Raw genomic sequence first — 20,440 nt, 5'->3', positions numbered from 1 at the left:
GCCCCGCCATGCAATTGCTCACCCTGCCCCCGTCCCCGACCCTGGCCACCTCGATCCGCGCCACCGCGCAGGTCTTCGAAGATCCGCGCTCGCAAGCGCTGCTGGCTCACCTGCAACAGGTCGCGCCCAGCGAGGCGAGCGTGCTGATCATCGGCGCCACCGGGACCGGCAAGGAACTGGTGGCACGGCACATCCACAACCTCAGCGGACGGCGCAACGGGCCGTTCGTTGCCGTCAACTGCGGCGCCTTCTCCGAGTCGCTGGTGGAAGCCGAACTGTTCGGCCACGAGAAAGGCGCCTTCACCGGTGCCCTGGCGGCCAAGGCCGGCTGGTTCGAGGAGGCCGACGGCGGCACCCTGTTCCTCGACGAGATCGGCGACCTGCCGATGCCGATCCAGGTCAAGCTGCTGCGGGTGCTGCAGGAGCGGGAAGTGGTGCGCCTCGGCTCGCGCAAGAGCATCCCGATCAACGTGCGGGTGCTGGCGGCGACCAACGTGCAGCTGGAAAAAGCCATCAACGCCGGGCATTTCCGCGAGGACCTGTACTACCGCCTCAACGTGGTCAGCCTGCAACTGCACCCGCTGCGCGAGCGGCCCGGCGACATCCTGCCCCTGGCCCGGCACTTCATCGCCGAGTACAGCCGGCGCCTCGGCTATGCCGAGGTCAGCCTCAGCGAAGAAGCCCGTCAGCGCCTGGCCAGCTACGACTGGCCGGGGAATATCCGCGAGCTGGAAAACGTCATCCACCACACCCTGCTGCTGTGCCGCGACCAGGTGATCCGCGCCGAGGACCTGCACCTGTCGAACCTGCGCATCGAGCGCGAGGACGGCAGCCGGCCGCGCCCGGAAAGCGCCGACGAACTACTGCAACGGGCCCTGCTGCAACTCTTCGAGGAACAGGGCGAAGGCCTGCACGAAAAGGTCGAGGACGCCCTGCTGCGCGCCGCCTACCACTTCTGCCACTACAACCAGGTGCACACCGCCCAACTGCTGGGGCTGTCGCGCAACATCACCCGCACCCACCTGATCCGCATCGGCGAGCTGGTGGTGAACAAGCGCCGCCCTGCCCCCGGCGGCTTCGATGGCCGGGTGATCAACCTGTCGATCTGAATTCCAAGAAATCCCTTGCTACGCGTGCCTACCTACTAACGATGGCAACAAGGACACTGCAATGAGTCTCGATATTTTCTGGTTCCTGCCGACCTCCGGCGACACCCGTTACCTTGGCCACTCCGGCAGCGGACGCCCGGCGACCAATGCCTACATGCGCCAGATCGCCGTGGCTGCCGACCAGCTTGGCTATGACGGTTTGTTGATCCCTACCGGCGCCAGTTGCCTGGATCCCTGGGTCACCGCCGCGAGCCTGGTCCCGGTGACCCAGCGCATCAAACTGCTGGTGGCCCTGCGCACCTCCCTCGGCAACCCCACCGCCTCGGCGCGCCAGGCGGCGAGCCTGGACCAGGCCAGCAACGGCCGCCTGCTGCTCAACGTGGTGCCTGGCGGCGACGCCACCGAACTGGCCGCCGACGGTGTGTTCCTCCACCATGACGAGCGCTACGAAGCCTCGGACGAGTTTCTGACCATCTGGCGTCGCCTGCTCCAAGGCGAAACCGTCGATTTCGAGGGCAAGCACCTCAAGGTCGAAGGTGCGCAGAACTTCTTCCCGCCGGTGCAGCAGCCCTACCCGCCGCTGTATTTCGGTGGCTCCTCGCCGGCCGCCCATGAACTGGCGGCCAAGCATGTGGATGCCTACCTGACCTGGGGCGAGCCGCCGGCAGCGGTGGCCGAGAAAATCGCCGACGTCCGTGCCCGCGCCGCGCAGCACGGCAGGACGGTACGTTTCGGCGTGCGCCTGCACGTGATCGTGCGCGAGACCGAAGAAGCCGCCTGGGCTGCTGCCGACGAACTGATCAGTCATCTGGACGACGCCACTATCGCCGCCGCCCAAGCCAACTACGCGAAGATGGACTCCGAGGGTCAGCGGCGCATGGCTGCCCTGCATGGCGGCGACCGCAACAAGCTGGAAGTGGCGCCTAATCTGTGGGCTGGCGTCGGCCTGGTACGCGGTGGTGCCGGCACCGCGCTGGTGGGCGATGCCGAGACCGTCGCCGCACGCCTGCTGGAATACGCCGGGTTGGGCGTCGACAGCTTCGTGCTGTCCGGCTATCCGCATCTGGAAGAGGCCTATCGCTTCGCCGAACTGGTGTTCCCGCTGCTGCCGGGCAAGGGCAAGGTCACCGTGGACGGTGCCTTCACCGGTGGCGCCTTCGATGTGCGGGCAGGCAAGGAGCAGGCGGCATGAAGATCATCGACCTGCGCTGCCGCCCGGCGTACCTGCACCCATTCTTCGGTGGCGTGCCGGGCTCGCCCGAGCATGACACCGCACGCTGGCTCAACCGCCGGGTCGGCACCCGTGGCGCGGACAACCATTTCGAGCGTTCGCTGACCCAGGAAGGCTTCCTCGGCGAAATTCGCGAGGCCGGGTTGGACAAGGCCGTGGTGGTGGGCCGGCATACGCCGGGGCAGCACCTGTCCAATGACCTGATCCATAGCGTGGTGCACGGGCAGGCCGAACTGCTCGGCATCGGCGCGATCGAGCCGGTGCTGCAGGGCATCGAAGGCGCCCTCGCCGAGATCGACCGGGCCATCGATGTGCTGGGCCTGGCCGGCATCGACCTGGAACCCGGCTTCGCCGAACCGGCGCGGCATCCGGACGATCGGCTGTACTGGCCGGTCTACGAGCACCTGGAGAAGCGCGGCGTGCCGCTGTTCATCATGAGCGGGCCAACCACGCCGGACCCGGCGTACAACGATCCCGGGCGCCTGGCCGCAGTGGCACGGGCGTTTCCGCAGTTGAAGATCGTGGTCAGCCATGGCTACTGGCCGAATGTGCAGCAAGCGATCGGCCTGGCGTTCCGTTACGAGAACATTCACCTGGTGCCGGACATGTACCTGTTCCAGGCCGGCAGCGAGGGGTATGTGCAGGCAGCCAACGGCTTCCTGGCGGATCAGTTGCTGTTCGGTTCGTCGTACACCTTCCGGCCGATCGGGCAGAGCATCGAGGATGCGCAGCGGCTGGGGTTCAGGGATGAGGTGGTGGAGAAGTTCTTCTATGGCAATGGGGTGAGGCTGTTCGGGCTCGCTTGATTAGCGGGGCGTCTGTACCGGCCTCATCGCGGGCAACGCCCGCTCCCACAGGTTTCGCGGTGCACGCAGGCCTTGTGGGAGCGGGCGTTGCCCGCGATGAGGTCGGCATGCTCAACCAAGCTGTTCGACCTGATCGGCGAGCTGGTGCACCTGCTGAAGATCCCCTCCCCGCACCGCCACTCGCAACCGTCCCAGCGCCCGGCCCTGGATCCGCTCCACGCCACCCTCCAGCAAACGCAATCCCGGCAGTGCCGCCGTCAACGCCGCCAGGTCCGGCTCCAGCCCGCGCTCCCCGGTGTAATGCAGGTCCAGCACCTGCTCGCCCTCCACCTCGATCGACTCATGATGCTGCGAAGGCGCCAGAAGGATCCGGCTGACCTCATGCCGAGGATCGCCGAACACCCGCCACACCTCACCCTGTTCCACCACCCGCCCGCGCTCCAGCACCGCGACGCGGTGGCAGAGGTCGCATCTCGTGGGTGATCAGGACGATGGTCAGGCCCAGCCGCCGGTTGATATCGCGTAGCAAGCGGAGGATCGCCTGGGTACTTTCCGGGTCCAGCGCCGAGGTGGCTTCGTCGCACAGCAGGACCTGCGGCTCCAGCACCAGCGCTCGGGCGATACCGACCCGCTGTTTCTGCCCGCCGGAGAGCTGCGCCGGATACGCATCACGACGCTCGCCGAGGCCGACCAGTTGCAGCAATTCCTCGACCTTGTGCGCCCGCTGCGCAGCTGCAATGCCTGCCATCTGCAGCGGCAGCTCGATGTTCTCGGCCACGGTACGGGTGGCCATCAGATTGAAGTGCTGGAAGATCATCGCCACCTGGCGGCGCAGCGGGCGCAGTTGGGCGGCGTCGAGACGGGCGATGTCCTCGCCGTTGATCAGGACCTGGCCGGCGCTGGGGGTTTCCAGGCGGTTGAGCAGGCGCAGCAAGCTGGACTTGCCGGCGCCGCTGCGGCCAATGATGCCGAAGATCTCGCCGCGCTGGACCTGGAGGTCGATGTCCTCAAGGGCAACGAGATCGCCGTAGTGCTTGCTGATGCCACGCAACTGAACGGGGGTGGCTGTTTGCAGTTCCGAGGTGAAGCGGGTCATGGATGCAGGTTCCAGAGGGAGGTTGCCTGTACCGGCCCTATCGCTGGCAAGCCAGCGATGAGGCCCTGAAGGTCAGAAGCCGGGCGCAATCTGCCCCTTGTAGCGGGTCAGGATGAACTGCCTGACCTCAGGCGTATTCAAAGCCTTGGCCAGCTTCTGGATGCCCGGGTCCTGGATATTGTCCGGCCGCGCCACCAGGTACTCGACATACAGGTCCTTGCCCTTCTCGACGATCAGCGCACTGCTGGTATCGATGCCGGCCTCCAGCGCGTAGTTGGCGAAGACGAAGGCCAGGTCCACCTGGTTCACCGCACGGGCCAGCAGCGCCCCCTCCAGCTCGCGAATCTTCAGGTGCTTCGGATTCTCGGCGATGTCGCGCTGGGTCGCCAGGGTATTACTCGGGTCTTTCAACTTGAGCAGCCCTGCCTCGTGCAACAGCACCAAGGCCCGACCGGTGTTCACCGGGTCATTGGGGATGGCGACGCTGGCGCCGTCCGGCAGGTCCTTGAGGTCCTTGATCTTCGTCGAGTAGGCCCCGAACGGCTCGATATGCACGCCCACCACGGGCACCAGGTCGGTGTGGCGGGTCTTGTTGAAGTCGTCGAGGAACGGCCGGTACTGGTAGTAGTTGGCGTCGAGGTTCTTTTCCGCCAGTTGCAGATTGGGCTGGATGAAGTCGGTGAAGACCTTGATGTCGAGGTCGACGCCTTCCTTGGCCAGCACCGGTTTGACGAACTCGAGGATCTCGGCGTGGGGCACCGGAGTGGCGCCGACGGTGATCTTCTCGTTGGCCTGGGCAGAGAAGCTGAGGATGGCGGCGGCCAGGACCGCCAGGGATTGCTTGAACATGGACTGACTCCCGTTTTTCAAAAAGGCGGCCGTCGTAGGGCGAACGTGGGGCCAGTGAGGTAAAGGGTGTTTCAGCGGCGGGTGAAGTGCCGCACCAGGCGGTCGCCGCTCATCTGCAGGGCCTGCACCAGCAGGATCAGCAGGAGCACGGTGACCACCATCACATCGGTCTGGAAACGCTGGTAGCCGAAACGGATCGCCAGGTCGCCGAGGCCGCCGCCGCCGATCACCCCGGCCATGGCGGTGTAGTCGACCAGGACGATGGCCGTCACCGTCACCGCAGCGATCAGCCCGGTGCGCGACTCCGGCAACAGGGTGTAGCGGATGATCTGCCAGGTGCTGCCGCCCATGGCCTGGCTGGCTTCCACCAGGCCGCGGTCGACTTCGCGCATCGCGGTTTCCACCAGCCGCGCGAAGAACGGCGTGCAGCCCACCACCAGCGGAGGGATGGTGCCGCGCACGCCCAGCGAGGTGCCGGTGAGCAAGGTGGTGACCGGGATCAGTACGATCAGCAGGATGATGAAGGGCAGCGAACGCAGGACGTTGACCACCAGCGACATGATCCGGTACAGCCCAGGGCTGGACAGCAACTGGCGCTGCCCGGTGAGGTACAGCAACACCCCCAGCGGCAGGCCGAGCAGTACGGTGAAGCCGAGGGCGGCGGCGAGCATGCTCAGGGTCTCCAGGCTGGCCTGGCCGACTTCGCTCCAGTTGAGATTGGCCAGCAGATCGTTCATTGCCCGCGCTCCCGGCGCAGTGCCGCCACCGGATGCGGTGCGCGCAGGCGGTCGCCCTGGCCGAACAGCTTGTGGCGCAACGTGCCTTGGGCATATTCGCGCTTGAACAGACCCCGTGCCTGCAACTCCGGCACCAGCAGATCGACCACGGCGACGAAGGTTTCCGGGGCGACCACGCTGGCCAGGTTGAAACCGTCGACACCGGTGTCCTCGACCCATTCCTGCAACTGATCGGCCACGGTCCGCGCCGAACCCACCAGCACCGGGCCGTCGCCACCGATGGCGCAGTAGTCGGCAATCTCGGCAGTGGTCCAGGTGCGAGTCGGGTCGGCGCGGGTGAAGGCTTCCACGGCCGACTGGATGGCGTCGCTGGGCACTTCGCGCAGCACTTGCTCCGGGTCGTACTGTGAGAAATCGATGCCGGTCCAGCCCGACATCAAGGTCAGTGCCCCGCTGGCGCTGGCGTACTCGCGGTACTCGCGCAGGCGGGCCAGAGCGGCCTCGTCGGTCTGGGCAACGATCACCGTGAGCTGTTCGAGGATGACAATGTCTTCCGCCGCTCGACCGGCAGCCACGGCGGCAGCGCGGAAGTCGGCGACCTGCTTCTTCAGCACCGCCTTGCTCGGCGCAGCGACGAACACGCACTCGGCATTGGCTGCGGCGAACGCCCTGCCCCGGCTCGATGCGCCAGCCTGGTAGAGCACCGGGGTGCGCTGCGGCGACGGCTCGCTGAGGTGAAAGCCAGGGACCTTGAAGTACTCGCCCTCATGGCCGATGCCATGCACCTTGGCCGGGTCGGCATAGACCCCGCTGGCCGCGTCGGCGCGCACCGCGTCTTCGTCCCAACTGCTTTCCCAGAGCTTGTAGCAGACCTGCAGGTATTCCTCGGCCAAGGCATAGCGCTGGTCGTGGGACAGCTGTTCACGCTGGCCCAGGTTGCGCGCGCCGCTGCTCAGGTACGAGGTGACGATGTTCCAGCCGGCGCGGCCCCGGGTCAGGTGGTCGAGGGTGGACATGCGCCGGGCAAAGGGAAACGGATGCTCGAAGGACACCGAGGCGGTGACGCCGAAGCCCAGGTGCTCGGTGGCCGCGGCCATGGCCGGGACCAGTTGCAGCGGGTCGTTGACCGGCACCTGCGCGGCGTTACTCAGCGCCGCGTCGGCGTTGCCGCCATAGACGTCGTACACGCCGAGCACATCGGCGATGAACAGGCCGTCGATGCAGCCGCGCTCCAGAGTCTTGGCCAGTTCCACCCAGTAGTGGATATCGGTGTAGCGCCGCGACTGGTCGCGGGGATGCCGCCAGAGACCGGGCGACAGGTGCCCGACGGTGTTCATGGCAAAGGCATTGAGGCGGATCTGCTTGCTCATGGCCGGCCCTCAGTTCCAGTCGTGACGCGCCGGCTTGATGCCGTTCAGCGCCCAGTTGCCGACCAGGTGGTATTTCCAGCGCACCGGGTCGTGCAGGGTGTGCACCCGAGCATTGCGCCAGTGCCGGTCGAAGCCGTGGCGGGCCAGGGACGAGCGGGTGCCGCCCAGTTCGAACAGGCGGTTGCTGGCTTCCAGCGCGGCTTCGGTGGTCAGCACCTTGGCCTTGGCCACGGCCACCGAGGCGGCGGCGACGTTGTCCTCGTCCGGTACCGGCCGGGCCGCGTCGAGCACCCAGCCGGCGCGCTCCAGCAAGGCTTCGGCGGCTTCCTGGCGGATCTCCAGGGCGCCGACCTGAAGGATGGTCAGCGGGTCGTCGCCGGCCTTCTCCACCTTGGCATCGACCCAGGGCCGGGCCTGCTCGCGCACGAAGGCGATGGTGTCGTCCAGTGCCGCACGGCCGATGCCGGCGTCGATGGCGGCGGTGGTCAACTGGGCGAACGGGCCGGCCAGGGTCGGGCTTTCGTAGGAGCGGTAGCTGGGGAAGACGTTGAACGCCGGGACCCGCAGGCCATCGGCGAGCACGGTGCCGCTGGAGGTGGTGCGCTGGCCGATGCTGTCCCAGTCGTCGACCACCACCAGGCCCGGGGTACCGCGCTCGACGAAGGCCAGGTGGGCGCGGTCCTGTTCGTCCAGGGCCAGCACGCCGATCCAGTGGGCGTACAGCGAGCCGGTGCAGTAGCCCTTGCGGCCGTCGATGCGGTAGCCGTCGTCTTCGCTGACCAGGCGGGTCTGGATGTCCTGCACGGTCTTGCCGCCTGTTTCCGACAGGGCATTGGCGAACCGATGCCCCTTGAGCACCAGGTCGAAGAAGAAGCGTTGCTGCTCTGCGGTGCCCTGCAGGCGGATGTCTTCCAGCAGGCAGTAATGGTTCTGCGGGATCTGGCCGAGGGACGGATCGGCGGCGGAGACGATGGCGATCACCCGGGCCAGGGTGGCATAGGACACTTCGGCGCCACCCTGGGCGCGGGGTACGGTGATGCCCCAGAGGCCGCTGTTGGAGAAGGCATCGACCACCTCCGGAGGAACGCGGCGCTCGCGGTCACGCTCGGCGGCGCCCTGGCGCAGCAGCGCGGCGACCTGGTGGGCGACCGCAATCGCCTCGGCGTCGTCGCGGATGAGGTGGGCAGCGGGTGTATCGAGGTCGTAATGGGCGGAGACGGGCATGGGGGTCGATCCTTGTAATGCGATGGGTACGAGACCTATCGCATTTCCCATGCCAAGGGTAAAAAACCTTGTTTTTCAATTAGTTATAGAAACAGGTCAACAACAGGGCAGCCTGGACGGGCAGCAAAATGTTGGGCTGGTGTTGCTGAGTGAACAGTTGGCTGGTGGTTGGTCGTCAATAACGACAGATCCCGGCCCTCCTGAAATTGACTGTCTTTCACTTTGGGGTCATGGGGTAGATCGACGGGTTCAAATCAAATAAGCGAAAGTTCAACTTTCGGGAAAGCCAGAGCGCGGCGACAGTAGCCGCCGCGCCAACTAACCGTGCACTTCAGGATACTGCGGCAATACCACTACCCGCCGATTCACTGGCCAGATGCCGCGCCCGTGCCGTGCCCCAGTTCATCGCCCGGGTCATGCTTTCACCCGGCCGCGAATCGTAGATTTCCTCGAACATCAGTGCTCCACCCGCGGAATAGACGCCGATGAACAACTGGGTCGCGCCAATACGCGACAACCGCACCTGCACATCGACGGTGTTGCCGCTATCCAGTACTTCTTCGTGGGCACGACTCATCAGGGGTGCTTCGGCCCAGGCCCAATAATGTTTACCGCGATATTTCATGGCCATGCTCCCAGGCTGGAATATTCAAGGTGGTCAAGTGAGACTAATGCGCTGCGAACAATCCGCAAACAAGCAAGACCGCTTTTCATCAATTAACGGACCGCCGGTAAGTTCACACTGCAATAACGGAAAAACGACAGGTAACAAATAACTTGCGGAATATTGATATATCCGCCAGGACAAACGATTGCGCTATTTATTTCGAAGGTTTCCTGCCACTACTGCCTTGCTGTTTGGCATGCTCCTGTGCAGTGGAGTCCCGCGATCCGCGACCCGGTTGATCAGGGCGTCGGGCATCGTTGTCGCGTTCGACTTCGCCGGGTCGATGCTGGTCCGGTGCGGCACCGGTGTGTTTGTTTGCTGGCATGCTCGTATCCTCCTGAGGAAAGCGCTCAGAACACCGACCCGCTTCGCTTGGCAAAAGGTTCCTCGCGGCGACCGACGGTAGGCCCGGCGACCACTCGGCCTGCGGGGCGAACAAAAACGGAACAGCCGAAAAAGCAGCCGCCTCCAATGATCACGACCCTCGGTGGTCATCGATCAGGAGATGGCTCGATGAAAGCTCACTTCATGAAACTCATGACCCATCCGGATTACGCCTGGGTGGATATCCGCAGCGAGGAAGAACGCCAGCCCCGCCATTATCTGCCGCACCTGCTGCTCTGGGCGCTGTTGCCGGCGTTATGCCTGTTCATTGGCGTGACCTGGACCGGCTGGAGCCTGGCCGGTAGCGAGCGGGTGCGGGTCAGCGTTGCCAGTGGCCTGCAACTGGCGGTGCTGCTGTATGTGACCCTGCTGCTCGGCACGTTGATCATGGGCGGGTTCATCCGCTGGATGTCTCGGACCTTCGAGGCACGGCCGACGCTGAACCAGTGCATCGGCTTCGTCGCCTACACCACCACGCCGTATTTCCTCGCCGGGATTACCGGGCTCTATCCGAGCCGCTGGCTGGCGGTGGCGGCGCTGATCGTTGCCGGGGCGTATGCGACCTACCTGTTGTTCGTCGGGCTGCCCAAGTTCATGCGCCTGACCCAGGACAAGGGCTTCCTCTATGCCGCCTCGGTGTGGGGTGTGGGGCTGCTGGTGCTGGTGACCATCCTGGTGAGCATGATCCTGTTCTGGTTCAACACCTTGCAGCCGGAGTACCTGAGGCCTTGAGACAGCTCTCTCATTGATTTGGCAGGGACGGTGTGCGGGTTCACCCGCACACACTTACCTCGATCCCTGCTCGATGCTGTAGTGGAAGGTGTTCTTGACACCTGGAACCTCCACCGCCCGGCCATCCACCACCCGCGGCTGATAGCGGAAGCTGCGCGCCGCCTGCAACGAAGGCTGGGCAAACCACGGATGACACCCATCCATCACCTGCGGATCACGCACCCGCCCTTGGGGATCGACGGTGTAGCTCACCGTGCAATCCCCCTGCACGCCCTTGTCCAGCGCGCGCTGCGGATATTCCGGGGCCTTCTTCGACACCGGCAGGTACTGCTGGCTCGCCGCAGCCGCGCGGGCACGCTCGTCGGCAGCACGACGTTCCGCGGCCAGGCGCTGTTGCACCTCCCGCGCCTCGGCCGCCTCGCGGGCCAACTGCTCCTGACGCTGCTGTTCCTGCCGCACCTGTTCCTGGCGTTGCTGCTCCTGGCGCTGACGCTTCTGCTCCGCCACCCGCTCCTGCTTCTCGCGCTGCTGCTCACGCTTGAACGCCAGCTCCGCTTCCGTCGGCACCACGGGCGCTGGCGCCTTCACCACCTCGGGAGGTGCTGGCGGCTCGATCACGGGCGGCGGCGGTTCGACGACCGGCGCAACAGGCTCGGGTTCGGGCGCAGGCACCGGCACGCTGACCAATTGCGTGGTGATCACCGGCACCACCGGCGCCGGCAACGTGGGTCGGTAGTCATGCCCCAACAGGGTGACCGCCACAGCCACGTGCAGGGCCACGGCCACCCCGGCGGCACCGGCATGGCCACGCCAACGCGGCAGACTGAAAGCAGGAAGCGTCGTATTCACCGGCAGGCTCAGGCTGCTCATCCTCAAGGTTCCTCAGTGATCAGGCCGAGGTTGCTGACCCCGCCCCGCTGCAGTTCGGCGATCCCGGCCACCACCCGGCCATAGTCGGCGCCGTGGTCGGCGCGCACGTAGACCTGGGTGTCGCCGCGCTCGGCGATGATCCGCCCGACCTTGTCGCGCATTTCCTCCACGCTCACCGCGCTGTCGCTCTGCCCGTCGAGCTTCAGGTCCGGCCCGACGTTCCAGTAGAAGCCGCCATCGGCCTGCACCGACAGGGTCAACACCTGGCGCTCGCTGTCCGCCGGCAGCGCCCGGGCGGCGACCTTGGGCAATTCGAGCTTGACGCCCTGCACCAGCATCGGCGCGGTGACCATGAAGATCACCAGCAGCACCAGCATCACGTCGATATAGGGCACCACGTTCATTTCCGCCTTCACGGCGTGTTTGCGCTGGGGTTTGACCAACATTCTGCGCTCTCCTCTCAGGCCACCGCGGCCATGCTCGGTGTGCAGTGCAGGCGCTTGTGCAGCCGCGCCTGCAATTCATTGGCGAAGCTGTAGTTGCGCGCGCTCAGCAATTGCCCGCGAGCACTGAAGCGGTTGTAGGCCATTACCGCAGGGATCGCCGCGAACAGGCCGATGGCGGTGGCGATCAGCGCTTCGGCTATGCCCGGGGCCACGGTGTTGAGCGTCGCCTGCTGCACCTGGGACAAACCGAGGAAGGCATTCATGATCCCCCACACCGTGCCGAACAGGCCGATGTACGGGCTGACCGAACCGACCGTGGCAAGGAACGCCAGGCCCTTGTCCAGACGCTCGTCCTGCTCCGCCACCGCCACGTACAGACTGCGCTCAACCCCCTCGAGCACCGTGGCCGGATCGATCTGCGGCTGGCGCTGCAACTGGGCGAAGCTCTGGTAGCCCTCGACGAAGATCTGCTGCAACGGCGTTTCCACCTCACCGTCCGCCGCTTTGGCCTGACTCTCGCGGTACAGCAAGGCCAGGTCGCCGCTGGCGCGGAAGCGCTGGAGGAAGCCGTCCGAGGCGCGCTCGCTACGGCGCAGACTGGTGCCGCGCTGGACGATCAGGTACCAGCTGAGCAACGAGGCCAGCACCAGGCAGGCCATCACCGCCTGCACCACCCCGCTGGCGTCGCTGACCAGGCCCCAGATGCTCATGTGTTCGCTTGCATGCATGTCTTGCTCCCCTGCCCCGCTGCTCGCGGGGCCTTTCACGTAATTGGATGACACCGGCATTGCCGGTTGATGACAGCCGCTCAATCCAGCTTCAGCGCCTCGACCACCTGACTCCAGGCCAGGTACTTGAAGTTCTGCTTGCCCTCGGGCATGCGCTTGCGGCCGTCCTGCACCACCAGCAGGCCCTGGCTCCACGGCCCGCCGAGGTTGGCCGAGGTGAGATCAAGGCCGTCGGTTTCCGAGGCGCCATCGATGCCGCGCTCGGCATTCAGGCCGATCGAGAAGGCGCCGCGCAGGCGGTACGGCGGTTTCGCCTCGACCACCACGTAGCGGTCATTTCCCTGGCTGGAGATCACCAGGTAGTCGCGCTGCTTGCCTTGGTAGAAACCCAGGCCCTCGATATCCGCCTTGACCAGCCCGCCGACAGCGATCACCTGCTCCAGCGTGGTCGGTGCTTCGGCGCGGGCGTCCAGGGCCCAGACCGCCTTGTCTTCCTCGCCGATGAACAGGCGCTGGCCACGGTCGTCGGCGACACAGCCTTCCGGTTGCGTGGCGGTGGCGAAGCGGCGCACCAGCTCGCCCTGGATCTCGCCTTTCGGCGCGCCCAGGCGGTATTGCAGGAAGCTGCCGTCCTTGTCGTTGACGATGGCGTGGATGGCGCCCGTGGCGTCCTTGAACATGCACAGGCCGTAGATGTCCTTGAGCGGCGTGGCGACTTCGCCGAGCACCGCGACCTCGCCGGTCTTCGGCTCGATGCTGAAGACGTGCAGGCTGTTGTGGTCGCGGTTGCTCGCCACCGCCAGGTCCACGGTGCGCTCGCCAAGGCGGAAGCCGTTGCGCACATCGACGTTGTTGACCCGGCCGATGCGCAGGTCCTGCACCTGCTTGCCGTCCAGGTCGTAGACCAGGAGGCCGCCCTTCTTGTCGGTACCCAGCACACGACTGTGCTGCGGGTCGGCGGCGTTGACCCAGATCGCCGGGTCATCGGCCGCATCGCCGAAGCTCGGCACCGGCTCGGTCTGGACCTGGGCCGGCAGTACCGGAACCACCGGAGTCGCGGCAACAGCGGGCAGCGTCCAGTCGAGACGGGCGCGCTGCTGACCCTGGTCGTCGACCAGCAGCAGGTCGAGACCCTTGCCGTCCTGGCGCAAGCTGACCTGCTCCGGGTCCTTGAGCCCGGCCATCGGCAGCGCGGCTTCGCCTTTCCAGCGCGTGCCCTCCTGGCGGTACAGGTGCAGGGTCGCGCTGGCCGGGTCCAGGGCCAGCAGGCCACCGGGCACCACGGCCATGCCGGCAGCCTGCTTGCCGATCGAACCGAAGGGCGCGCGCAGGTCCACCGGCCGGCGCTGCAACGGCGCTTCGGCAGCGGCGCCATAGCGCCACAGGCCGACGTTCTCTTCGTTGACATAGAGGCTGTTGCTGGCGTCGTCGGCCTGACAGTGCTCGCTCTGGGGCGGCAGGCTCAGCCCGCGCACCCGCTGCGCAGCGGCCAGCGGCACGTCGGCGCTCGCCACCAGCCACTGCTCGCCAACCCCTTCGGCGCCCATGAGGAACAGGAAGCTGTTGCGCGCACTGTCGCGGTACAGGCACAGCCCCTCGATAGCGAAATCACGCTTGGGCAGGTACAGCGGCGTGCTCCAGCCCTTCTCCCGGCTCAGGCCAACCAGCAAGGCTTGCTGGCGCTTGCTGTCGAGGCTGGCGACCAGCAGGCCATCACCCTTGGCCCGCAGGTCCAGGCCCTTGTAGCGGCCGTCCAACTGGCTCAGCACCTGGCCATCGGCATTCAACAGTTGCAGGCCCTGCTTGCCGGTCATCAGCCGTTCGGCCCCCGGCCAGAAGCCGTCGTTGCCCAGCAGGCGGGCATTTTCCACTGCGCCCGGCAGGCGCTCGCCAAGGGTCAGCACCGGCTGCGCCACGGCCTGGGATACCGCCAGGGACAGCAACAGGCCACCCAGCAGCGGATAAGGTCTTGCTTTGAACATGTTCGATTCTCGAAGACAGCGTCAGAAGTGGGTCAGGGTCAGGCCGATCTTGTAGGTCGGACCGTATTCCTCGTACTGCGAGTTGAACCGCGAGCGCCCGGTGTAGGTGTAATAGGACTCGTCGGTGATGTTCTGCGCCTCGAAGGTCAGTTGCAGCTCCGGGGTAATGAAGTAGCCGGCCTTGAAGTCGACGAACAGTTGGTCGTCCGAGTACAGGTCGTGGGCCTTGTCATCCGCCGCAGCAACTTCCGCCAGGTAGCTGGATTTGTAGTTGGCCGCCAGGCGCAGGCTGAGCTTGTCGTCTTCCCAGCCCAGGGTCAGGTTGCCGACGGTGTCGGACTGGTTCGGCAGGTCGATGCGCCGGGTCAGGCCCTGGCCCTCGATCTCGGCGCGGGACTTGCTCAGGGTCAGGTTGCCGCCCAGCAGCAGGCCGTTCCACGGTGCCGGCAGCCAGTCGAACTTCTGCGAGTAGGCCAGTTCCAGGCCGTACAGCTTGGCGCGGTCGCCGTTGGCGAAGGTCTTGGCCTCGTCGAAGTCGACCCACTCGCCGCTGCCGGCGAGGTCGGTGTTGTAGACGAAGTTTTCGATGTCCTTGTAGAACAGGAACGCCGATACCGTGCCGGCGCGGCCCATGTAGTGTTCGATGCCGAGGTCGAGGTTCATCGACTCCAGCGGCTTGAGATTCGGATTGCCGAAGGCGGCCTCGCCTTCGCTGTCGTCGATCATGAAGCCCGGCGCCAGCTGGCCGAAGGTCGGGCGTACCACCGTGTTGGTCCAGGCCGCGCGCAGCTGGGTCTGCGGGCTGAACTGATAGCGCGCGTGCAGGCCCGGCAGCCAGTGGTCGTAGCGCTTGCGGCTCTCGGTCGGGCTGTACACGCCGTCGCGCAGGCCGGTGCCCTTGGCCTCGAACTCGGTGCCCTCGTAGCGCACGCCGCCGATCAAGCGCCAGGCGTCGATGTCGACGGTGTTCATCAGGTAGGCGGCGTTGATGTCTTCGCGCATGGTGAAGTCGTTGATTCGCGATTCTTCCTCGTCGTAGAACGCGTCGCGGTCGAGACCGCCGATCAGGCCCTTGATCGCCCCGGCGCTGATGCCGTTGCCAAAGTTGCCCAAGGAATAATCGACCTTGCCGCCCTGGTAGCCGGCCAGGGTGATGTCGTCGAAATCGTCGTAGACCCAGACGTCGGTGTCGCTGCGCTTGTCGCGGCGGCTGGCCTTGGCGCCGAACTTGACCTGGGAGGCATTGCCGGCCAGCTCGTAGTCGCGGGCGAGGTCGAAGCGGATGTTCTTCTCTTCGTCGCTGGAGCGGGCTTTTTCCCACTCCACCTTGTCCAGGGTGAAGGCCGCCGGGTCGTAGAAGGCGCTGCCGGTGCTCAGCCGCGGCGTGCGCGTGCCGTCGAAGCCGACATCGCTGAAATCCCCCTCGAACCTGGCGTTGGCGATACCACCCGGATCGTTCTCGGTGGACTTGCTGTAGCCGACCTGGCCGCTGAGGGTCCAGGCGTCGATCAGGCGCTCGCCGCCGAACACGTAGGAGCGGATTTCCTGGGTGTCCTCGCGGGACTTCAGGGCACGCCAGCCTTCCCCGTCGCCACGCTCGCCGGAAGCCTGCGGGTCTTCGAACTCGACCCCGGCGGCGTTGCGCGTCTCGGTGTCCTTGAAGCGGCTGTAGAGGGTGCGCAGGTAGTAGCTGGAGAAGTCGTCAGGGCGGTAGTCGAAGTTCAGACCGGCGCCGGTGCGCTCGCGGCGGATGCGGTAGTCGCGCTGCTCGGCTTCTTCCAGGCGCGGCTGGTCGCCGTCGAAGTCCCAGGCACCGCCGGTCTCGACGTTGTCCGAGCCGAAGTCGCGCTGCTGCCAGCTGAACGCCGCAGCGACGCCAAAATTGTCGATGCCGTCGCCGAGGCTGAACTTGTTGCTGAAGGCGCCGGAGAACTTCGGGCTGTCCTGGCTTGTGTTCTGGTCGTGGCTGGCTTCGCCGCTGAGGGTGTAGAACAGGCCGGGGTGATCGAAAGCCGAGAGGCTTTCCACCTCGATGGTACCGCCAAGGGAGTTGGCGTCCATGTCGGGGGTCAGCGACTTGACCACCGACAGCGACTGCACCAGTTCGGTGGGGAGCACGTCGAGGGCCACGGCGCGGCGGTCGGCTTCCGGGGCGGGCAGCAGGGTGCCGTTGATGGTCACGCTGTTCAGGTCCGGGCCGATGCCGCGCACGCTGACGAAGCGACCTTCGCCCTGGTCGCGTTCCACCGACAGGCCAGGAATCCGTTGCAGGGCTTCGGCGGCGTTATCGTCGGGCAACTGGCCGACGGCGTCGGCGTGGACCACGCTGCGGATGGTGTCGGAGGCTTTCTGCTCCTTCAGCGCCTGGTCCAGGCTCGCGGCCTGGCCTACGACATTGACGTGTTCCACCTTGTCTTCGGCGAAGGCCGGCAGGCTGGCGGCGATGGCCATGCTGAGCAGGCTGATCTTGAATCTGACGATTGCCACGTTGTTGCTCCCCTGAAGTCGATCCGCCACACCCGGCGGAAACTGAGGGGCACGCTAGGGGTGGCGTGTGGCAGATCTATGACAGGGATTTTCACAGCGGTCGGATCGGGGCATTTTCGGGTGGTTTTCGCGGGGAATTGGCCTGATATGACCCCCTTTGGCTCTCCATCGTTTGGACTGGCCAGCGATGAGGCCCTGGAGAACACTGAAAAAACCAACATTTTTTTCACATCTGCCAGCGTCCAAATAGACCCCCCACCCTGTAACCCAAGCGTCATTTGCCTTTGTTTCCTTGGCCGCCAGAACTCACCGACCCAAGGATCCTCCATGTCCCGCCTGAGCCTGCTGGCCCTCGCCCTCGCCGCCTGCATCGGCAGCGCCACCGCAGCCGAACCCCTGCCCCACTCCCCTGGCGCGCCCTATGCCGCCAGCGGCCTGGCCGACCGTATCGTGCTGACCCCGGGCGCCAACCCGTCCCGGGAAATGGCCGTGACCTTCCGCACCGACAACCGCCAGGGCCCGACCCAACTGCAACTGGCCCCGGCCCTGGACGGCCCGCAACTGGAAAAGCGCGCCCGCCTGATCGAAGGCAGCAGCCAGCCGCTGGACACCGAGAACGGCGCGGCGCTGTACCACCAGGTCCGCCTCACCGACCTGCAACCGGCCAGCGCCTACGTCTACCGGGTCAAGGGCGCCGACGGCTGGAGCGAGTGGCTGCAGTTCCGTACCGCCGCCACCGGCTTCAAACCGTTCCGCTTCATCTACCTAGGCGACACCCAGAACGACATCCTTTCCATCGCCTCGCGCGCCGTACGCCAGGCCCTGCAGGCCACCGCCAGCCCGGCGCTGGTAGTACACGCCGGCGACCTGACCTCGCAGCGCGACGATCTGGTCCACGACGACGAGTGGGGCGAATGGAACCAGGCCGGCGGCTTCCACTACGCCGGCATCCCGCAGCTGGTCGCCAGCGGCAACCACGAGTACCTCGACAGCACCAACCCCGACGGCAGCGAAAGCCGTACTCTCGGCCCGCACTGGGCGCGCCAGTTCGCCCTGCCCGGCAATGGCGTAAAGGGCCTGGAGAGCACGACGTACTTCAGCGACTACCAGGGCGTACGCTTCATCGTGCTCGACGGCACCGCGGCGCTGGACCTGAACACCCTCGACCCGCAAACCCAGTGGCTGGAGCAGCGCCTGAAGGAAAGCAAGGCACGCTGGAATATCGTGGTCACCCACCAGCCGATCTACACCTGTGCCCGCCCGGAAGACACCGAGCCGCTGAAGACCGCGTGGAAGCCGCTGTTCGAGCGCTACAAGGTCGACCTGGTGCTGCAGGGCCACGACCACTGCTACAGCCGCCTGAGCAACGCCGAAGGGCGCAGTGCAGCGAAGCAGGCGCAAGCCGCCGGCAAGGTCCAGGGACCGGTCTACATCGTCTCGGTGGCGGGTTCGAAGATGTACGGACTGAATGATCGTGCCCGCCAGCAACCGGACCGCAGCGCCGAGGAAACCCAGCTGTACCAGACAGTCGAAGTGCTCGCCTCGCGCCTTGAGGTACGCAGCTACACCGCCAACGGCACGCTCTACGACGCCTTCGACCTGACCCGCGACAAGCACGGCAACAACCGCCTGGGCCAGCCGGTGAAGAACCTGCCGGCGGAACGCTTCTGCAACGGCGCACAAGGCCCGGACCAGTTGCCCTGCAAGTCCCGCAGCAAAAGCCTGTAATACCCCTGTGACCTTGGTCGGGCACGCTGGGCGGGCCCGGCCTGGAGACTCGCGATGAAATCACTGCTCAAACTGCACACCCTGACCTTCGTTGGCCTGGCCATCGCCGCCAACCTTGGTGTGCAGCTCTACCTGGCCTTCGGCGAGGTCAAGCCCTGGGCACAGATCAACTGGATGGACGTGGTCGGCGAAGGCGGCTCGGGGCTGATCTGGCTGATATGGCTGGTCATGCTGCTGCGCAGTCGCCCTGCCGGGCGTGTCACCCGCATGCTCGCCATCGGCATGGCCTGCGTGTGCTTTTCCTGGTGGATGGACGTGCTCGACGAATTCATCCGCCTCGCTCCCGGCGCGGTCTGGGACAACTGGCTGGAAACCGCGCCGATGCCGGTGGGCCTGCTGCTGGTGACCTTCGGTGTCTATCACCTGCACAAGGAACAGCAGGCGATCAACGCGCAGATGAGCAAGCGCGAAGGGCTGTTTCGTGAGCACTTGTTGTTCGACAAGCTGACCCCGCTGGGCGGCGCCCAGTACCTGCGCGAGCATGTGCGCCTGGCCCTGGAACAGGCACGGCGCGAAGAGCAGCCGCTGTCGCTGGTGGTGCTGGACATCGATGACTTCAGCGCGGTCAACCTGGTGCATGGCGAGGCCGAGGGCGACCACCTGCTGCAGGTGCTGGCGCAACTGCTGCTGCTCAACCTGCGCCAGCAGGACGTCCTCTGCCGCCTGGCCGGCGATCGCTTCGTAGTGGTCATGCCCAACACCGGCGAGACCCAGGCTCGCGGGCTGGCGGACGAACTGCAACAGGCGGTGGCCAGCCTGGCGCACAAGACCCGCCGGCATGGCGAACGCGTGCACCTGAGTGCCAGCGTGGCGGTGGCCATGGCCCATGACGACGACGTCGAAGGCCTGCTCAAGCGGGTCAACCTGGGCATCGCCAAGGCCAAGCGGCGGGCGCCGCAGCAGGGGGCGGCATGAGCGGCTACGAGCGTGACCAGCGTTTCATCGTCGGCCACTACCAGCCGGCGAGCCTGATCGACCTGGCCCTGTCCCGCGGTATCGACAGCCACCGCCTGCTACGCGGCTGCGAGGTGTTCTACGAGGACATCAGTCGCGGCAGCGCGCGGTTCAGCCAGGAGCAGTTCCTGACCCTGATCGACAACGCCCGGCGCCTGCTGGATGCCGACGACAGCGCCTTTCTGTTCGGCCAGCGCCTGCTGCCAGGGCACTATGGCGATGCCAGCCAGACCCTGCTGCATGCCCGCGACCTGTACCAGGCGCTGGAAAACCTCTGCGAGTTCCACGCCCTGCTCAGCCCGTTGCTGACGCCGCGGCTGTTGCTGGAAGAGCACTACCTGCACCTGTACTGGCAGGACGGCTGCGGCGCCGGCAGCCAGGCGCAGTTCCTAGGCGAGGCCTGCCTCGGTTCGGTCCTGGCAATGAGCCGGCGCCTGGTCGGCGAGCACCTGCCATGGCGGATCCAGTGTGCCTGGAGCCAGCCGCGGCATATCGAGCAGTACTGGGTGTACCTGGGGGAAGAAGTGCGTTTCGATGCGCAGATCACCCTGCTTTCGCTACCCCGAGAGTTCATCCATCGGCCGCTGCCCAATGCCGCGGCCACGCCGGGACTGGTGGCGCGTCAGGCGTGCCTGGGACAACTGCAGGCGCTGGGTGGCGGGTCGAGTTTTCTCGATTGCCTGTTCGATCATCTGCACGGGCATATCCACGAGCCTATCAACCTCGACCGTGTGGCTGAGGCATTCGGCACCAGCCCGACCACGCTCAAGCGCAAGCTGAGCAAACACGGCACCCACTTCCAGCAGCAACTGGACCTGGTGCGCCGGCATGTGGCGCTGTACCTGTACCAGATGAAGGGGTACACCAACGAGGAGGTGTGCAACTACCTGCGCTTCAGTGACACGACCAACTTCAGGCGCTCGTTCAAGCGCTGGACCGGGCTGACCCCGAGCGGGTTGGCGCGGTGGTTTGGCTAAACG

Annotated in this window: 17 protein-coding genes and 1 pseudogene; 7 read left to right on the top strand and 11 right to left on the bottom strand. The window is 66.0% G+C overall.

Features of this window, described 5'->3' with window-relative positions; genetic code table 11:
• Nucleotides 1–8: 8 nt before the first annotated feature.
• The 3 genes from AC5QPF_RS13560 (at nucleotide 9) to AC5QPF_RS13550 (ending at nucleotide 3,146) form a co-directional block, all read left to right on the top strand.
• Nucleotides 9–1,109: a sigma 54-interacting transcriptional regulator gene (locus AC5QPF_RS13560; protein ID WP_494963705.1), complete on the top strand. Its 1,101-nt coding sequence runs from the start codon at nucleotides 9–11 to the stop codon at nucleotides 1,107–1,109.
• Between the two features lie 61 nt (nucleotides 1,110–1,170).
• Nucleotides 1,171–2,301 carry an FMNH2-dependent alkanesulfonate monooxygenase gene (gene ssuD / locus AC5QPF_RS13555; RefSeq protein WP_494963704.1) on the top strand — a complete coding sequence of 377 codons (1,131 nt, stop codon included), beginning with the start codon at nucleotides 1,171–1,173 and terminating at the stop codon, nucleotides 2,299–2,301.
• Nucleotides 2,298–3,146, top strand: a complete 849-nt coding sequence (locus AC5QPF_RS13550) for an amidohydrolase family protein (RefSeq protein WP_494963703.1) — start codon at nucleotides 2,298–2,300, stop codon at nucleotides 3,144–3,146. The genes ssuD and AC5QPF_RS13550 overlap by 4 nt, the downstream gene beginning before the upstream one ends.
• Before the next feature lie 111 nt (nucleotides 3,147–3,257).
• On the opposite strand, the pseudogene AC5QPF_RS13545 reads toward AC5QPF_RS13550, so the two are convergent.
• From AC5QPF_RS13545 to AC5QPF_RS13520, 6 genes and pseudogenes are all read right to left on the bottom strand, one after another.
• Nucleotides 3,258–4,242 (bottom strand): annotated as a pseudogene (locus tag AC5QPF_RS13545) (methionine ABC transporter ATP-binding protein).
• Between the two features lie 72 nt (nucleotides 4,243–4,314).
• Entirely contained in the window at nucleotides 4,315–5,091 is a 777-nt protein-coding gene (locus AC5QPF_RS13540; protein WP_494963702.1) for a MetQ/NlpA family ABC transporter substrate-binding protein, read from the bottom strand.
• 71 nt (nucleotides 5,092–5,162) lie between these two features.
• Entirely contained in the window at nucleotides 5,163–5,828 is a 666-nt protein-coding gene (locus tag AC5QPF_RS13535; protein WP_494963701.1) for an ABC transporter permease subunit, read from the bottom strand.
• Nucleotides 5,825–7,198, bottom strand: coding sequence for an NtaA/DmoA family FMN-dependent monooxygenase (locus tag AC5QPF_RS13530; RefSeq protein ID WP_494963700.1), 1,374 nt, complete (start codon nucleotides 7,196–7,198; stop codon nucleotides 5,825–5,827). The genes AC5QPF_RS13535 and AC5QPF_RS13530 overlap by 4 nt, the downstream gene beginning before the upstream one ends.
• Before the next feature lie 9 nt (nucleotides 7,199–7,207).
• Entirely contained in the window at nucleotides 7,208–8,422 is a 1,215-nt protein-coding gene (locus tag AC5QPF_RS13525; protein ID WP_494963699.1) for an SfnB family sulfur acquisition oxidoreductase, read from the bottom strand.
• Between the two features lie 331 nt (nucleotides 8,423–8,753).
• Complete coding sequence (locus AC5QPF_RS13520; RefSeq protein ID WP_494963698.1) at nucleotides 8,754–9,047, bottom strand: hypothetical protein; 294 nt, start codon at nucleotides 9,045–9,047, stop codon at nucleotides 8,754–8,756.
• 555 nt (nucleotides 9,048–9,602) lie between these two features.
• Here AC5QPF_RS13520 and AC5QPF_RS13515 point away from each other — a divergent pair.
• Nucleotides 9,603–10,205 carry a YIP1 family protein gene (locus tag AC5QPF_RS13515; protein ID WP_494963697.1) on the top strand — a complete coding sequence of 201 codons (603 nt, stop codon included), beginning with the start codon at nucleotides 9,603–9,605 and terminating at the stop codon, nucleotides 10,203–10,205.
• Between the two features lie 54 nt (nucleotides 10,206–10,259).
• Here AC5QPF_RS13515 and AC5QPF_RS13510 read toward each other — a convergent pair whose 3' ends face one another.
• The 5 genes from AC5QPF_RS13510 to AC5QPF_RS13490 all read right to left on the bottom strand — a co-directional run bounded on the left by AC5QPF_RS13510 (nucleotide 10,260) and on the right by AC5QPF_RS13490 (nucleotide 16,682).
• The gene (locus tag AC5QPF_RS13510) at nucleotides 10,260–11,075 is read right to left on the bottom strand and encodes a TonB family protein (RefSeq protein ID WP_494963696.1); all 816 of its coding nucleotides are present in this window, start codon (nucleotides 11,073–11,075) and stop codon (nucleotides 10,260–10,262) included.
• A 2-nt stretch (nucleotides 11,076–11,077) separates the two neighbouring features.
• On the bottom strand, nucleotides 11,078–11,521 hold the full coding sequence (locus AC5QPF_RS13505; RefSeq protein WP_494963695.1) for a biopolymer transporter ExbD: 444 nt from the start codon (nucleotides 11,519–11,521) through the stop codon (nucleotides 11,078–11,080).
• A 14-nt stretch (nucleotides 11,522–11,535) separates the two neighbouring features.
• Nucleotides 11,536–12,249, bottom strand: coding sequence for a protein TolQ (gene tolQ / locus AC5QPF_RS13500; RefSeq protein WP_494963694.1), 714 nt, complete (start codon nucleotides 12,247–12,249; stop codon nucleotides 11,536–11,538).
• 80 nt (nucleotides 12,250–12,329) lie between these two features.
• Nucleotides 12,330–14,231, bottom strand: a complete 1,902-nt coding sequence (locus AC5QPF_RS13495; RefSeq protein ID WP_494963693.1) for a phytase — start codon at nucleotides 14,229–14,231, stop codon at nucleotides 12,330–12,332.
• 21 nt (nucleotides 14,232–14,252) lie between these two features.
• Nucleotides 14,253–16,682 (bottom strand): TonB-dependent receptor, encoded by a 2,430-nt coding sequence (locus AC5QPF_RS13490; RefSeq protein ID WP_494964168.1) that lies wholly within the window; start codon nucleotides 16,680–16,682, stop codon nucleotides 14,253–14,255.
• A gap of 363 nt (nucleotides 16,683–17,045) precedes the next feature.
• Between AC5QPF_RS13490 and AC5QPF_RS13485 the strand changes: the two genes are divergently transcribed.
• From AC5QPF_RS13485 to AC5QPF_RS13475, 3 genes are read left to right on the top strand one after another with little or no spacing between them, the layout of a single operon-like run.
• Nucleotides 17,046–18,446 carry a metallophosphoesterase gene (locus AC5QPF_RS13485; RefSeq protein WP_494963692.1) on the top strand — a complete coding sequence of 467 codons (1,401 nt, stop codon included), beginning with the start codon at nucleotides 17,046–17,048 and terminating at the stop codon, nucleotides 18,444–18,446.
• A gap of 54 nt (nucleotides 18,447–18,500) precedes the next feature.
• Nucleotides 18,501–19,421 (top strand): diguanylate cyclase domain-containing protein, encoded by a 921-nt coding sequence (locus AC5QPF_RS13480; RefSeq protein ID WP_494963691.1) that lies wholly within the window; start codon nucleotides 18,501–18,503, stop codon nucleotides 19,419–19,421.
• Nucleotides 19,418–20,437 (top strand): AraC family transcriptional regulator ligand-binding domain-containing protein, encoded by a 1,020-nt coding sequence (locus AC5QPF_RS13475; protein ID WP_494963690.1) that lies wholly within the window; start codon nucleotides 19,418–19,420, stop codon nucleotides 20,435–20,437. Before AC5QPF_RS13480 ends, AC5QPF_RS13475 begins: the two co-directional genes overlap by 4 nt.
• Nucleotides 20,438–20,440 lie beyond the last annotated feature (3 nt).

It is taken from the genome of Pseudomonas sp. Con_6 (genome assembly GCF_059379395.1).
Note: the sequence above shows the minus strand (reverse complement) of the source record. Positions and strands in the feature narration are given on the sequence as shown.